Source organism: Rhodobacter calidifons, from assembly GCF_011174775.1.
GTDB lineage: Bacteria > Pseudomonadota > Alphaproteobacteria > Rhodobacterales > Rhodobacteraceae > Tabrizicola > Tabrizicola calidifons.
In genome coordinates, this window is record NZ_JAANHS010000004.1 from 189,331 (window position 1) to 203,885 (window position 14,555).

9 protein-coding genes are annotated in these 14,555 nt (G+C 66.9%); 4 read left to right on the forward strand and 5 right to left on the reverse strand.

The genetic code is table 11. The annotated features are described in order from the left end of the window. Positions 1-84 precede the first annotated feature (84 nt). The 3 genes from G8O29_RS07570 to G8O29_RS07580 all read left to right on the forward strand — a co-directional run bounded on the left by G8O29_RS07570 (position 85) and on the right by G8O29_RS07580 (position 4,161). Complete coding sequence (locus G8O29_RS07570; RefSeq protein WP_242678964.1) at positions 85-1,752, forward strand: glycoside hydrolase family 3 protein; 1,668 nt, start codon at positions 85-87, stop codon at positions 1,750-1,752. A gap of 114 nt (positions 1,753-1,866) precedes the next feature. Continuing rightward, a complete protein-coding gene (locus G8O29_RS07575; RefSeq protein WP_166402632.1) occupies positions 1,867-3,534 on the forward strand; it encodes a thiamine pyrophosphate-binding protein in 1,668 nt (555 codons plus the stop codon). Positions 3,535-3,609: 75 nt separating this feature from the next. Beyond that, positions 3,610-4,161: a DUF4202 domain-containing protein gene (locus G8O29_RS07580; protein WP_166402633.1), complete on the forward strand. Its 552-nt coding sequence runs from the start codon at positions 3,610-3,612 to the stop codon at positions 4,159-4,161. Here G8O29_RS07580 and G8O29_RS07585 read toward each other — a convergent pair. Beyond that, positions 4,132-4,995, reverse strand: coding sequence for a YihY/virulence factor BrkB family protein (locus tag G8O29_RS07585; protein WP_166402634.1), 864 nt, complete (start codon positions 4,993-4,995; stop codon positions 4,132-4,134). The genes G8O29_RS07580 and G8O29_RS07585 overlap by 30 nt on opposite strands. Positions 4,996-5,081: 86 nt before the next feature. Between G8O29_RS07585 and mgrA the strand changes: the two genes are divergently transcribed. Continuing rightward, positions 5,082-6,107 carry an L-glyceraldehyde 3-phosphate reductase gene (mgrA, locus tag G8O29_RS07590; protein ID WP_166402635.1) on the forward strand — a complete coding sequence of 342 codons (1,026 nt, stop codon included), beginning with the start codon at positions 5,082-5,084 and terminating at the stop codon, positions 6,105-6,107. A 75-nt stretch (positions 6,108-6,182) separates the two neighbouring features. On the opposite strand, the gene G8O29_RS07595 is transcribed toward mgrA, so the two are convergent. The 4 genes from G8O29_RS07595 to G8O29_RS07610 form a co-directional block, all read right to left on the reverse strand. Continuing rightward, positions 6,183-7,532 carry an esterase-like activity of phytase family protein gene (locus tag G8O29_RS07595; RefSeq protein ID WP_166402636.1) on the reverse strand — a complete coding sequence of 450 codons (1,350 nt, stop codon included), beginning with the start codon at positions 7,530-7,532 and terminating at the stop codon, positions 6,183-6,185. Positions 7,533-7,679: 147 nt separating this feature from the next. Beyond that, a complete protein-coding gene (gltB, locus tag G8O29_RS07600; protein WP_166402637.1) occupies positions 7,680-12,218 on the reverse strand; it encodes a glutamate synthase large subunit in 4,539 nt (1,512 codons plus the stop codon). Positions 12,219-12,221: 3 nt separating this feature from the next. Continuing rightward, on the reverse strand, positions 12,222-12,962 hold the full coding sequence (locus G8O29_RS07605; protein WP_242678965.1) for a hypothetical protein: 741 nt from the start codon (positions 12,960-12,962) through the stop codon (positions 12,222-12,224). A gap of 105 nt (positions 12,963-13,067) precedes the next feature. Continuing rightward, positions 13,068-14,504, reverse strand: a complete 1,437-nt coding sequence (locus tag G8O29_RS07610; protein WP_166402638.1) for an NAD(P)-dependent oxidoreductase — start codon at positions 14,502-14,504, stop codon at positions 13,068-13,070. Positions 14,505-14,555: the final 51 nt, after the last annotated feature.

The following is a 14,555-nucleotide window of genomic DNA, read 5'->3' on the forward strand; positions in this document are numbered from 1 at the left end:
TCTTGCCGAACTGTCACCGTCTCTGACCGGAGAGGTCCCGGGTCAGGCCCGGGACAGGGTCTGGACATATGGACGGAGCCTGCCTTGAACCAGATCGACCGCATCCTTTCCGCCCCGCCATTCACCCTTGACGGGGCAGGGCGCGACTGGGTGCGGTCCACCCTTGGCGCGATGGACCGGGCGGCCAAGGTCCGGCAGTTGTTCGTCCATCTCTGCTTTGGCACCGGGGCAGAGGTCGTGGACCGCATCACCGCCCTCGCCCCCGCCGGGATCACCAAATTCTTCGGCCCCGACGCCACGGCGGAACTCGACACCCTCGACGCCCTGCGCGCCGCTGCCCCCATCCCCTACCTTGTCAGCGCGGACCTCGAAGGCAGCCGGATGAGCCCCTCCTTCGGGACCGAGGTGCCGAACCCCCTGGCGCTTGCGGCGGTGGACGACGCGCAGGCCTCGGCCACCATCGCCCGGATAATGGCCGAAGAGGCGCGCGCCGCAGGGATCAACTGGTCCTTCACGCCCGTCATCGACATCAACGCGCTGTTCCGGTCCCCCATCGTGGCGACTCGGGGGCTGGGGTCCGACCCCGACCGCATCCGTGCGCACGCCCTTGCGCATATCGCCGCGCTTCAGGCTCATGGCGTCGCCGCTACGGTCAAGCACTGGCCGGGAGAGGGGCACGACGACCGCGACCAGCACCTCTTGACGACGATCAACCCCCTGTCCATCGACGACTGGAACGCCACCCACGGCGCGCTTTACCGTGCCGCGATCGAAACAGGGGTGATGGCGGTCATGTCCGCCCACATCGCCTTTCCGGCCTATGTCCTCGCCCATGACCCCGATGCGGGGCTCGAGGCCTGCCGCCCTGCCTCGGTCTCGGCCCTTCTCAACCGGGTGCTCCTGCGCGGCGAACTGGGGTTCAACGGCGTCATCGTCTCGGACGCAACGCCCATGGCCGGTTTCGGCGCCTGGGCACATCGCGACGAGATGCTGCCAGAGGTCGTCGCCTCGGGCTGCGACGTGATCCTGTTCTCGGACGAACCCGAGGCCGACATCGCCCGGATCGAGGCGGCGCTGCACGATGGGCGGATCACGCCCGAACGGCTGGACGAGGCACTGATCCGGGTTCTGGGGCTCAAGGCATGGCTGGGGCTGCACCGCGACGGCCGCGCCCCCGCCGACCGCGGCCGGCTGGCCCGGCCCGAGGATGCCGCGACCGCGCAAGCGATCACCGCCCGCGCGCCGACGCTGGTGAAGGATGTGCGGGGCCTCCTGCCCCTGTCCCCCGACCGCCACCGCCGCGTTCTGGTCTACACGACCGGCATCGTGACTCCCCTGCATGGCGACGGGATGCCGATGGCCTTCCCGGACATGCTGCGCGCCGAAGGCTTCGAGGTCACGATCCATCGGCCCGGCGACCAGCTGGACCAGCGCGACTTCGATCTGGTGCTGTTCGTGATGGGCGAGGAAACGCTTCTGACCCGGGGCCGCATCTTCCTGGACTGGAACCGGCTGACCGGAGGCATGCACGGCGCGATGCAGCGGCACTGGCATCAGGTGCCGACGGCGCTGATTTCCTTCGGCTATCCCTATTACCTCTACGACGCGCCCCGGATGCCCTGCGTGGTCAATGCCTATGCCACGATGGACACGATGCAGCGCGCCACGCTCGACTGCCTTCTGGGCCGCGCGCCGTTCCGCGGCACGAACCCGGTCGATCCCTTCTGCGGCCTGCCCGACGCCCGCTACTGATCTGACTGGGTCCGGCCGGAAATCGAGAAGAAGGACTTGCCGCTCTGCCGATTTTCCGGGCTTCCTGCCGCGAAGGCGGGGTGCAAGAGTGGCGCGGCAAGGAGGTAGGGCGGGATGATGCGGAACGGCGGGCAGCTACTGGTCGAATGTCTGATCGCGCTGGGGGCGCGGAAGGGCTTCGGCGTGCCGGGGGAAAGCTATCTGGCCGTCCTGGACGCGCTGCACGACACGGCGGGCAGGCTGGATTTCGTGCTGTGCCGGAACGAGGGCGGTGCGGCCTTCATGGCAGCGGCCTGGGGCAAGCTGACCGGGCAGCCGGGCCTGTGCTTCGTGACGCGCGGTCCGGGGGTGACCAATGCCTCGATCGGCATCCACACGGCGATGCAGGACAGCGCGCCGATGCTCGTTCTGGTCGGCCAGGTCGGCACCGACATGCGCGGGCGCGAGGCCTTCCAGGAACTCGACTACCGCGCGGTTTTCGGCACCATGGCGAAATGGGTGGTCGAGATCGACGATGCAAACCGCATCCCCGAGCTTCTCTCCCGCGCCTGGATCACCGCCACCACGGGCCGCCCCGGCCCCGTGGTCATCGCCCTGCCCGAGGACATGCTGTCCGGTCCCGCCTCGGCGCCGGCGCTGACCGGCCTCGCCCGCATTGCCGAGCCGGCGCCCGAACCGGCAGCCCTGGCCGAGGCGCTGGCGCTGCTGGCAGGCGCCGAACGACCCGCGATCCTGATCGGCGGCTGCAACTGGACCGAGGCCGGTCGGGCCGCCCTGCAAGGCTTTGCCGAGGCCTCCGACATCCCCGTGGTGGCGGCGCTGCGCTATCAGGACATGTTCGACAATCACTCGCCCTGTTACGCGGGCGACCTGGGTCTTGGCCTTGCGGCGGGGGTGCGCAAGACCATGACCGAGGCGGACGTGGTGCTGGCGCTCAACACCCGGTTCGGCGAGATCTCGACCGAAGGCTACACGCTGTTCCAGGTCCCGACCCCGCGGCAGAAGATCATCCATGTGCATCCCTCGGCGGCCGAGATCGGCAAGGTCTATATCCCGATGCTCGGCATCCCCGCCGGGCCGAACGCCTTTGTCGCCGCCCTGACCCCGGTGCAGGGGCCCTGGGCCGACTGGCGCAAACGGGCGCGGGCGGATTACGAGGCGACTTTCGATCTGCCACCGCAGCCCTCTCCGGTGGACATGGGCGCGGTGACTGCCCACCTGCGCGAGGTGCTGCCCGAGGATGCGATCCTGACCAACGGGGCGGGAAATTTCACGGTCTGGCCGAACAAGTTCTTCCGCTTCGGCCCCAAGGCGCGGCTTCTGGCCCCGCAGTCCGGCGCGATGGGCTATGGCATCCCCGCCGCCATCGCCGCCAAGGTCGCCTGCCCTGACCGCACCGTGGTCTGCTTTGCCGGGGACGGCGATTTCCAGATGACCTGCCAGGAACTGGGCACCGCGATGCAGGCCGGGGCGCAGCCGATCGTCCTGATCCTGAACAACGGCACCTACGGCACGATCCGCGCGCATCAGGAACGCACCTACCCCGCACGGGTCTCGGGCACCGATCTGCACAACCCCGATTTCGTGATGCTGGCACAGGCCTACGGCTTCCACGCCGAACGGGTGGACCGCACCGCGGATTTCCCCGCCGCCTTCGCGCGCGCCCTGGCCAGCCCGACCGGCGCCGTCCTCGACCTTGCGATCTCGGCCGAGGCGCTGACCCCCCGGCAGACGCTGTCGCAGATGCGCGCCACAGCCCTTTCGGCGCGGGACCGGGGTTAGGACCGGCAGGCCCGTTGCGCTTTGCCCCGGCCGGGGCCAGACTGCCGCCGCCGGACCCCGACCGAAGAGGACCCGATGACCGACCGACTGCACCGCGCGCTTGCCCTGATCGACCAGGCCAATGCCGCCGACCCGAAGGGCGAGGCCCTGGCCTATGGCGAACGGATGACGGCGGAACTGGCCCGGCTGGCGCCCAATGCCTCCGAAGTGCTGCGGATCGCCGCGCGCGGGCAGCATGTCGAACGCTGGCTCCTGCCGCGGACGGATTATCCCGAAGGCAAGGCCGGCTATCTGGTCTGGCGGCGCGAACAGGCCCGAAGGCACGCGCTGCGGGTCGCCGGGATCATGGCCGAGGCAGGCTATGACCCCGCCGACTGCGACCGCGTGGGCGTCCTTCTGCGCAAGGAAGGTCTGAAGCGCGACGCCGAAGTGCAGCTGCTTGAGGACGTGATCTGCCTTGTCTTCCTGCGCTGGTATTTCGCCGATTTCGCCGCAAGGCACGACGAAGCCCAGGTGCTCGACATCGTGCAGAAGACCGCCCGGAAGATGTCCAATGCGGCGCGGCTGCGGGCGCTGGACGAATTCGCACTGCCGCCCTCACTGGCCGAGGCGCTCCGCCCGAACTGACCTGCGGCGCATCCGCGCGTCCAGTTCGGCATTGATCGCCCCGCCCAGCAACACGGCCCAGACCGACAGATACAGCCACATCATCAGGATGATGACCGCCCCGATCGAGCCATAGATCGCGTTGTAGCTGTTGAAATTCGCCAGATAGACCGAAAACCCGATCGACACCCCGGCCCATGCCAGCGCGGCGACCAGCACGCCGACACTGATCCAGGGGCTACGGAACCCGCCCGGCACGTTCGGACCGAAACGGTAGAGAATCGACAGGCAGGTCACCACCAGCAGGAACATCGCGCCCCAGGGCAGCACCTTGGTCAGCCAGGCCGCGAAGGTGCCGAAGGTAACATAGCTCAGCAGGATCGGCACCACGACGACCGTCACCAGCGCCACGAACAGCGCGCCGATCAGTGCGCCGGTCAGCAGGAAATCCACCGCCCAGCCGCGCAGCCAGCCGCGCGGCGTGGACTTGTGCACCACGTCCAGCCCCGCGACCAGCGCCGAAACCCCGGCCCGTGCCGAATACAGCGCGATCAGCAAGGACAGAAGCGTCGTCCATTGCAGGGCCCGTCGCGGCGCGGTGATCAGCCCCATGACCTGATCGTGGATCAATGCCCCCGCTTCAGGCGGCAGGAAACGTTCGGCCACTTCCAGATAGCCCTGGATGATGAGGGGATCGGCGAACATGCCCCAGACCGCAACGGCGGCCGCGAGGCCCGGAAACACCGCGAACATGGCAAAGAAGGCCACACCGGCGGCGATCAGGCCGAAATGCCCGTCGCCCACGCGCTGCCAGACGGCCACCACGAAATCCCAGACCTGCCGAAGCTGCCTCATGCCGCCAGCATCCCCCGGAATCCGGCCCGGCGCAACTTGAAGCCGCCCCGACCCCGGCGCATGATAGCGCCAACAGGAGGATCCCGATGACCTATGTCCCGAACCCCGACCGCTACGGTCGGATGATCTACAACCGCTGCGGCAGGTCCGGCCTGAAGCTGCCCGCGATCAGCCTCGGCCTCTGGCACAACTTCGGCCATGACACGCCACATGCCACGAAACAGGCGATCTGCCGCACTGCCTTCGACCTTGGCATCACCCATTTCGACCTCGCGAACAACTACGGCCCCCCGCCCGGCAGCGCCGAGGAAGCCTTCGGGGAACTCCTGCGCACCGATTTCCGTTCCCACCGGGATGAACTCATCATCTCTTCGAAGGCCGGCTACCTGATGTGGGACGGCCCCTACGGCGAATGGGGCAGCCGGAAATACCTGATCGCCTCCTGCGACCAGTCGCTGAAGCGGATGGGTCTCGACTATGTGGACATCTTCTATTCCCACCGCTTCGACCCCGACACGCCGCTTGAGGAAACCATGGGCGCGCTGGACCACATCGTCCGCTCGGGCCGCGCGCAATACATCGGGATCTCCAGCTACAATTCCCAGCGCACGCGCGAGGCGGTGGCAATCCTGAAGGATCTGGGCACGCCGCTCCTCATCCACCAGCCCAGCTACAACATCCTGAACCGCTGGGTCGAAACCGACGGTCTGAAGGATACGCTGAAGGAACTTGGCGTCGGCTGCATCGCCTTCGTGCCGCTGGCGCAGGGCATCCTGACGAACAAGTATCTGAACGGCATCCCCGCCGGCAGCCGTGCGACGCAGGACAAGTCGCTGCATGCTTCCGTGGTGGAAAAGGCGCTGGGTTCGGTCCGCAAACTGAACGACATGGCCGCTGCCCGAGGCCAGACCCTCGCCCAGATGGCCATCGCCTGGGTCCTGCGGGACGGCGGCATCACCAGCGCGCTGATCGGCGCATCAAAGCCCGAGCAGGTCGTCGATTGCATCGGCGCGCTGGACAAGCTGGACTTCACCACCGAGGAACTGGCCGCGATCGATGCCATCTCGGAAGAGAAGGACATCAACCTCTGGGCCAGATCCTCCGAGGACTGACGCCACTTCGACCACGCCGTGCTCTCGCCGGAAGCGAGAAGAGCACGACGTGCTCGACGAGCAGTCCTCCAGGGCTTACTTCGCCGCCAGCAGCTCCGGCACCGACAACAGGATGAACTCGTTGTCCGCTGCGCGGTCCAGCGCCCGGCCCGAGGAGAAGGGCAGGTTGTTGTCCACCGCCACCATGATGTGGCTGTCATCGACCTTCATCACGTTCTCGATGGTGAAGAACGGGAAGGTGAAGACCCCCGCCGTGCCGCCTGCCGTCTCCAGCCGCGCCTTGCCGTCCGGGTCGGCGATGGTCATCAGGTCGACATGGCCCAGCCGCTTGGCAAAGCCCTCGGCGTCGATCTGCGCGGTGTCGATCAGAACCACGTTCTTCACCATCGCCGGGGCGGGAAAGCAGTCGGGCTTCGGGTCGCCTTCGCATTTCAGCGCCGGAACACCTTCGCCATTGTCGCGTTCGATCACCAGCGCGCGGGTCTCGTCGATGAAGTTGAAGTCGCCGATCGCGGTCGCCCCTTCGGCCAAGGCGAACTTGAAGCCCTGGCCGGTCCATTCGCCCTTGGCCGGGTCAAAGGCCAGCACGCGCAGGAAGGCGCCTTCGTCCGCGCCCTCGGCGTTCAGCAGCGGCTTCTCCAGCATCGCCCACAACAGGCCCGTGCCCGGTTGCAGGCCCATGCCCTCGTACCCGCCGGACCGCGGCACGGTCCAGTCCTTGCCCTTGACCGACAGCGCGCCGATGCCGGGGGTGTCGGGGCTTTTCAGCTGCGCGCCGTCCAGCATGGTCGGATAGACCGCCCGCACCACGCCGTCGAGGCCCGCGCGGATCAGCCGGGGGCCGAATTCGTCGCCGATCCAGACCTCGTCGCCGACCAGCTGGATGCTTTCCAGATCGAAGTCGGCGCCGCTCAGATAACGGCTGTCGCTGCCCTCATAGGCGATGCGGAAGGGCACCTTGAAGTCGGGATCGCGCAGGAACACCGTCTCGCGCACCTCGACCGTGCCTGCGTCGAAATCCGGGTTCAGCTTGTGGAAGAACAGAAGCGCATCGGGGCTGTTCGCCTTGGACCCGAAGCCGTTGTCGGTCAGCGACAAAACGCTGCCATCCGCCGTCCGCTCCATCGCAAAGCCGGAAAAGCCCTGCAAGGGCTGGCCCCGGAAGGGCAGGCTGATGCCGGTCGGACGCTTGCCGTGGCTTGCACCCGTGTCGCCGGGCACAGTGCCGGGCTCCATCACCCGGGCCGCCCCGGTGAACTTGCCCGAAACCTGCGCATCCTTCGGCGCATCGGCCGGCGCGGGGATATAGCTTGCCGCGGGGATCAGCGCATGGCCGGCAAGTCTTGCGGGAAAGACGGTCTCGGCAGAAACCGGCGCGGCCAGTCCAAGCAGGACAGAGCAGAGCAGAAAGCGCTTCACGGTCATGTCGGGGTCTCCTCTGGAAAGATGACCCCGATCAGGTTTCACCGATCGGCGACTGCCGCATGAAGCCGAGGCAACATGCCGGTGAAACTTTTGCCATGCAGCGTGACGGCCCATGCGGCCCCCGGGCAGGCCGAGGGCCGCAGGTCGTCACTCCGCCGGAACCTTCGCCACCTCGTCCGACAGCGGATAGGGCAGGCGTTCCACCATCTCTTTCGGGCAGACCTGAAGGAAGTTCTGCCGCTCGCGGTCCCAGTTCGACAGGATCCGCTCGGCGATGCGGCTGCCGGTTTCCTCACGGTGCCGGGCGATCAGGCCCTTGAGCTGCATCTCCCAATGCGGATGCCCGACCGCGCAGGTCAGGATCGACTCCAGGTTCATGAAGTCCTCGGCCACGCCCTCGGGATCGTAGACATAGGCCATGCCGCCGGTCATCCCCGCCCCGAAGTTCGCGCCGATCCGGCCCAGGATCACCGCCACCCCGCCGGTCATGTATTCGCAGCCGTTCGACCCGCAGCCTTCAACGACCACATGCGCGCCCGAGTTGCGCACCGCGAACCGCTCTCCGGCGCGACCCGAGGCGAACAGGAACCCGTCCGTCGCGCCATACAGCACCGTGTTGCCGATGATCGTGTTCTCCTCGGCCTTCAAGGGCGAAGACATCATCGGCCGCACGGTGATCGTGCCGCCGGACAGGCCCTTGCCGACATAGTCGTTGGCGTCGCCCTGCACTTCCAGCTTGAGCCCCCGCACCGCGAAGGCCCCCAGCGACTGCCCGCAGGACCCCGTCAGCTTCACCGTCAGATGGTCGGGCTGCAAGGCGTTCCGCATCCCGAACTTCTTCACGATATGGCTCGACGCCCGCGTGCCGATGGTGCGGTGCGTGTTGCGCACCGCATAGGACAGCTGCATCTTCTCGCCCTCCTCGAAGAAGCGCGCGCCGTCGCGGATGATCTCGGCATCCAGCGTGTCAGGCACCGCATTCCGCGGCTTCGTCCGGTCATAGGTGATCGACCGCGCGCCATCCACGGTGATGAGCAGCGGGTTCAGGTCCAGATCGTCCAGGTTCGCGGCCCCCCGGCTGACCTGCGTCAGCAGGTCTGCCCGCCCGATGATCTCGTCCAGCGACCGCGCGCCGATCGACGCAAGGATCTCCCGCACTTCCTGAGCGTAGAAGGTGATCAGGTTCACCACCTTGTCCGCCGTGCCGGTGAACTTGGCGCGCAGGCGTTCGTCCTGAGTGCAGACGCCCACCGGGCAGGTGTTCGACTGGCACTGCCGCACCATGATGCAGCCCATGGCGATCAGCGCGGCGGTGCCGATGCCGTATTCCTCGGCCCCCATCATCGCCGCCATCACGATGTCGCGCCCCGTGCGCAACCCGCCATCGGTGCGCAGCGTCACCCGCTCGCGCAGGTTGTTCATCGCCAGCACCTGATGCGCCTCGGTCAGGCCCATTTCCCAGGGCAGACCGGCATATTTGATGCTGGTCGCAGGCGAAGCCCCCGTCCCGCCGTTGTGGCCCGAGATCAGGATCACGTCCGCCTTGGCCTTCGCCACCCCCGCCGCGATGGTGCCCACGCCGCTGGACGACACCAGCTTGACGCAGACCTTGGCACGCGGGTTGATCTGCTTCAGGTCGTAGATCAGCTGCGCCAGGTCCTCGATCGAATAGATATCGTGGTGCGGCGGGGGCGAGATCAGCGTCACCCCCGGCGTCGAATGGCGCAGCCGCGCGATCAGCGCCGTGACCTTCATCCCCGGCAGCTGGCCGCCCTCGCCGGGCTTGGCGCCCTGAGCCACCTTGATCTCCAGCTCTTCGCAGGCGTTCAGGTATTCCGCCGTCACGCCGAACCGGCCACTGGCCACCTGCTTGATCTTGGCGGACGGGTTGTCCCCGTTCGGCTCCGGCGTGAAATGCGCCGGGTCCTCGCCGCCTTCGCCGCTGTCGGACTTCGCCCCGATCCGGTTCATCGCCACGTTCAGCGTCTTGTGCGCCTCGGGGCTCAGCGCCCCCAGCGACATCCCCGGCGTGACGAACCGCTTGCGGATCGAGGTGATGCTCTCCACCTCCTCGATCGGCACCGGCTTGCCCAGGGGCTTGATGTCCAGAAGGTCGCGCAGATGGATCGGGGGATTGGCCCGCATCGCGGCCGAATATTGCTTCCAGACGTCATAGGACGCCCGGTCGCAGGCCGATTGCAGCATGTGCATCGTCTGCGCTTCCCAGGCGTGCTTCTCGCCCGTGCGCCGCGCCTTGTAGAAGCCGCCGATGGGCAGCACGTCCGCGCCCCCCAGCCAGCCCTTGCGGTGCACTTCCTCCAGCTTCTGCTCGATGCCCGTCAGCCCGATGCCGCTGATGCGCGACTGCATGCCAGGGAAATACTCGGCCACCATGGCGCGGGACAGTCCCACGGCCTCGAAGTTCAGACCGCCGCGATAGCTGGAGATCACCGAGATCCCCATCTTCGACATGATCTTCAGCAGGCCTGCGTCGATGGCATCGCGATAGCGCCGCATCGCCTCGGTCAGCGGGCCGTCGAGAAGGCCGCGCTCGATCCGGTCGGCGATGCTGTCCTGCGCGAGGTAAGGGTTCACCGTGGTCGCCCCGCAGCCGATCAGCACGGCAAAGTAATGCGGGTCGATGCATTCCGCCGACCGCACGTTGACCGAACAGAAGGTCCGCAGCCCCTTGCGCGTCAGCCAGCTGTGCACGGCACTGGTGGCCAGGATCATCGGCATCCCCACCTTCTCCGGCCCCTGATGCTCGTCCGTCAGCACCAGCTGCCCGGCCCCCGAGCGCACCGCATCCTCGGCCTCGGCCCGGATCCGCTCCAGCCCCTGCCGCAGGTCGTCCAGCCCCTCGCCCACCGGGAAGGTGCAGTCGATGAAGGCGACCTGATCGCCGAAGCGTTCGACCATCACCTCGAACTCGCGGTTGGCGATGAAGGGGCTTTCCAGCACCAGGATTTCCGTCTGGCTGGAGCTTTCGTCCAGCACGTTCTTCAGGTTTCCGAACCGGGTCTTCAGCGACATCACCCGGCCTTCGCGCAAGCTGTCGATGGGCGGGTTCGTCACCTGGCTGAAGTTCTGCCGGAAGTAATGCGACAGCGGGCGATAGACCGACGACAGCACGGCGGGCGGCGTGTCATCGCCCATGCTGGCGACCATCTCCTTCCCGTCCTCGGCCATCGGAGCCAGAACCTGCTCCAGCTCCTCGATGGTGAACCCCGCCGCGATCTGCCGCTTGCGCAGCTCCGTCCCGGTAAAGGTCTGCGTCTCGGGCACGTCGCGCAAGAGGCTGTTGAGGTCCACGACCTTCTCGATCCACTCGCCATAGGGCAGGGCGGCGGCCAGTTTGTCCTTGATCTCGGTGTCGTGGTAAAGCCTGCCCTCCACCATATCGACCGCGATCATCTGGCCCGGCCCCAGCGCGCCCTTCTCGCGCACGGTGGTTTCATCGACCGGCACCATGCCGGCCTCGGACCCCGCGATCAGCATCCCGTCGCCCGTCACCACATAGCGCATCGGGCGCAGACCGTTGCGGTCCAGGCCCCCGCAGACCCAGCGCCCATCGGTCATCGCCAAGGCGGCAGGGCCGTCCCACGGCTCCATCACGCTGTTGCAGTAGGAATACATGTCCGCCCAGGCCTTGGGCATGTTCACCGTCTGCTTCGACCAGGCCTCGGGCACCAGCATCGTCTTGGCCATCGGCGCATTGCGCCCCGACCGCACCAGCACCTCGAACACCGCATCCAATGCACCCGAGTCACTCGTCCCGCCCGGAATGATCGGCTTGATGTCCTCTGCCGCCTCGCCGAAGTTGTTCGACGCCATGCGGATCTCGTGGGACTTCATCCAGTTGACATTGCCCTTCAGCGTGTTGATCTCGCCGTTGTGCGCCAGCATGCGGAACGGCTGCGCCAGCCACCACTGCGGGAAGGTGTTGGTGCTGTAGCGCTGGTGGTAGATCGCAAACGCGCTTTCAAACCGCTCGTCCATCAGGTCGGGGTAGAAGGTCGCCACCTGCTCGGCCAGCATCATCCCCTTGTAGATGATGCTGCGGCAGGACAGCGAACAGAGGTAAAGCCCCGCGATACCCGCCGCCGTCGCCGCCTTCTCGATCCGGCGGCGGATGATGTAAAGCTCGCGCTCGAACTGTTCCTGGTCGATGTCCTTCTCGCAGCGGATCAGGATCTGCTCGATCTCGGGCCGCGTCGCGTTGGCCTTGTCGCCCAGAACCGAGACATCCACCGGCACATGCCGCCAGCCATAGATGTAATGCCCCATCCGCAGGACCTCGGCCTCCACGATGGTCCGGCAGCGTTCCTGAGCGCCAAAGTCCGTCCGCGGCAGGAACACCTGCCCCACGGCGATCAGCTTGTTCACATCCGGCTCATGCCCGGTCCGGCGCACCACGTCATAGAAGAACCTGACCGGGATCTGCACATGGATCCCCGCCCCGTCGCCGGTCTTGCCATCCGCATCCACCGCACCCCGATGCCAGACCGCCTTCAGCGCGTTGATCCCGTTCTCCACCACCTTGCGGCTGGGCTTGCCGCTGATGGAAACCACCAGCCCCACGCCGCAGGACGAATGCTCATCCTCGGCCTTGTAAAGCCCGTTCGCATCCAGCCAGGCGCGCTTTTCCTCTTCGGCCCGAACCCAGGCGGCATCGTATTTGGTCATGGCTTACTCCTTTTCGGTCACGGGCAGGGTGGCTGGCAGGATGGTCGCGGGCGCGCGGGCCGTCAGCGCGTCGCAGTCGTATTTCGGCTGGCGGGCAAGGAACCCCTCTTCGCCCGGGAAGATGAACTCCACCGGAGATCCGTCGATCGGCCGCCAGATGCCGTCGCCCAGGTCGGTCTCGCCGGGCCCGGCGAAGAACAGACGCCAGTCCGAGTGCATGTATTCGTTCCCGCGCGACCGGCGGATCAGCTTCCCCGAGCGGTCGTATTCCGCGAACTCGACTTCGGTCTCGCTCAGGGTGATCCCGTCGATCACCACGCTGCGGCCGGTCAGCCGGTCATAGCCCTCGGCCCGGCTGCCCGATCCGTCGGCTTTGGACAGGCTGAAGCTCCAGGTGTCCATGCCTTCTCCGATCAGTTCCGTCATGCTGGCCGGGTCCGCCGGGTCCGGGTCCAGCACCTGCATGATCGGGTCATAGCTTTCGACCCACTCGGCCTCGTGGTTGATGCGCGAATAGAAGAACGGACCTTCCTGATCCATGTCCACCCGCCACTGATCCCCCGGCGCGTCGGCGCTGCACCGGTAATGGTGCGACACCCGGCAGGCCTTGGACTGCACGGTCATGAAGGCCTCGCAGCCTTCGGGCACCGTCCAGCTGGCGGCCAGCGCAGGCGCGGCCGGGACGGTCAGGCAGGCAAGGATCGCAATGGTCCGCATCGCCGGTTCACCTTTCGGATGGGTCATCCATCCTGACGTTTCTTGACATGTCCTGTCCTGGGGTCGGTCATCCGCGCCCGACGGATGCCAGACGCATGCCAGACGCATGCCAGACAGTTGACCGACCGTTCATCATTCCGCCGCCACCGCCCCGGTCTGGGCCAGATAGGACAGGATGGCCTCGGCCGCCTCGCGCCCGTCGCGGATCGCCCAGACCACCAGCGAGGCGCCGCGCACGATGTCGCCCGCCGCATAGACGCCCGGCAGGCTGGTCGCATGGGTGCGGAAATCGGCCTTGATCGTGCCCCAGCGGGTCACCTTCAGCTCGGGCACGCCCCACAGCGTCGGCAGATCCTCCGGTTCGAAGCCCAGCGCCTGGATCACCAGGTCGGCGGGTTCCACATAATCCGCGCCCTCGATCACCTCCGGCGTCTGCCGCCCTGTCGCATCTGCCGGGCCAAGGCGCATCTTCTGCACGATCACGCCTTCGACCTCGGTGCCGCCGGTGAACCCTTTGGGGGCCGAAAGCCACACGAATTCAACGCCTTCTTCCTCGGCATTCGCCACTTCGCGCTGCGACCCCGGCATGTTTGCCCGGTCGCGGCGATAGAGGCACTTCACCGACAAGGCCCCCTGCCGGATCGCCGTGCGCACGCAGTCCATCGCCGTGTCGCCGCCGCCGATCACCACCACGCGCTTGCCCGCGGCGTTCAGCTCGCCGCTCTCGAACTCCGGCACATCGTCGCCAAAGCCCTTGCGGTTCGATACCGTCAGATAGTCCAGCGCCTTCACGATCCCCTTCGCCCCCACGCCCGGAGCCTCGATGTCCCGCGCCTTGTAGACTCCGGTTGCGATCAGCACCGCATCATGCCGGCCCCGGATCGCATCGAAGGAGATGTCCTCGCCGACATTGCAGTTCAGGACAAAGTTCACGCCCCCGTCCGCCAGCTGGGCATTCCGGCGTTCCACCACGTCCTTCTCCAGCTTGAAGCCGGGGATGCCATAGGTCAGCAACCCGCCCGCGCGGTCATAGCGGTCATAGACCGTGACCTGCACGCCCTGCCGTCGCAGCATATCCGCCGCCGCCAGCCCCCCCGGCCCCGCGCCGATGATGCCGACGCTTTCGGGGCGTTCGACATGCGGGCGGATCGGTTTGACCCAACCTTCCTCCCATGCGGTGTCGGTGATGTATTTCTCCACCGCGCCGATGGTGACCGTGCCATGGCCCGACTGTTCGATCACGCAGTTGCCTTCGCAGAGCCGGTCCTGCGGGCAGATGCGGCCGCAGATTTCCGGGAAGGTGTTGGTGGCCTGGCTGATCTCGTAGGCCTCCTGCAACCGGCCCTCGGCGGTCATCTTCAGCCAGTCGGGGATGTTGTTGTGCAAGGGGCAATGCGACTGGCAATAGGGCACGCCGCACTGGCTGCACCGGCTGGCCTGCTCGGCGGCCTTGCGGTCGGCGTACTCGCGGTAAATCTCGTGGAAATCCTGTGCGCGCGAAGCTGCGTCACGTTTTTCAGGCATCTCTTTGCCGACCGTGACAAACTTCAGCATCTTCTGCGTGGCCATGGCTGCGCCTTTCACCGGAATCCTTCGGACATGCTGGATAGCTTGGATCGC

Bases quoted from the DNA above. Each gene is read 5' to 3' on its own strand.
- G8O29_RS07575 (WP_166402632.1), top strand. From the start codon at position 1,867: ATGATGCGGAACGGCGGGCAGCTACTGGTCGAATGTCTGATCGCGCTG.
- G8O29_RS07580 (WP_166402633.1), top strand. From the start codon at position 3,610: ATGACCGACCGACTGCACCGCGCGCTTGCCCTGATCGACCAGGCCAAT.
- G8O29_RS07585 (WP_166402634.1), bottom strand. From the start codon at position 4,995: ATGAGGCAGCTTCGGCAGGTCTGGGATTTCGTGGTGGCCGTCTGGCAG.
- mgrA (WP_166402635.1), top strand. From the start codon at position 5,082: ATGACCTATGTCCCGAACCCCGACCGCTACGGTCGGATGATCTACAAC.
- G8O29_RS07595 (WP_166402636.1), bottom strand. From the start codon at position 7,532: ATGACCGTGAAGCGCTTTCTGCTCTGCTCTGTCCTGCTTGGACTGGCC.
- gltB (WP_166402637.1), bottom strand. From the start codon at position 12,218: ATGACCAAATACGATGCCGCCTGGGTTCGGGCCGAAGAGGAAAAGCGC.
- G8O29_RS07605 (WP_242678965.1), bottom strand. From the start codon at position 12,962: ATGACCCATCCGAAAGGTGAACCGGCGATGCGGACCATTGCGATCCTT.
- G8O29_RS07610 (WP_166402638.1), bottom strand. From the start codon at position 14,504: ATGGCCACGCAGAAGATGCTGAAGTTTGTCACGGTCGGCAAAGAGATG.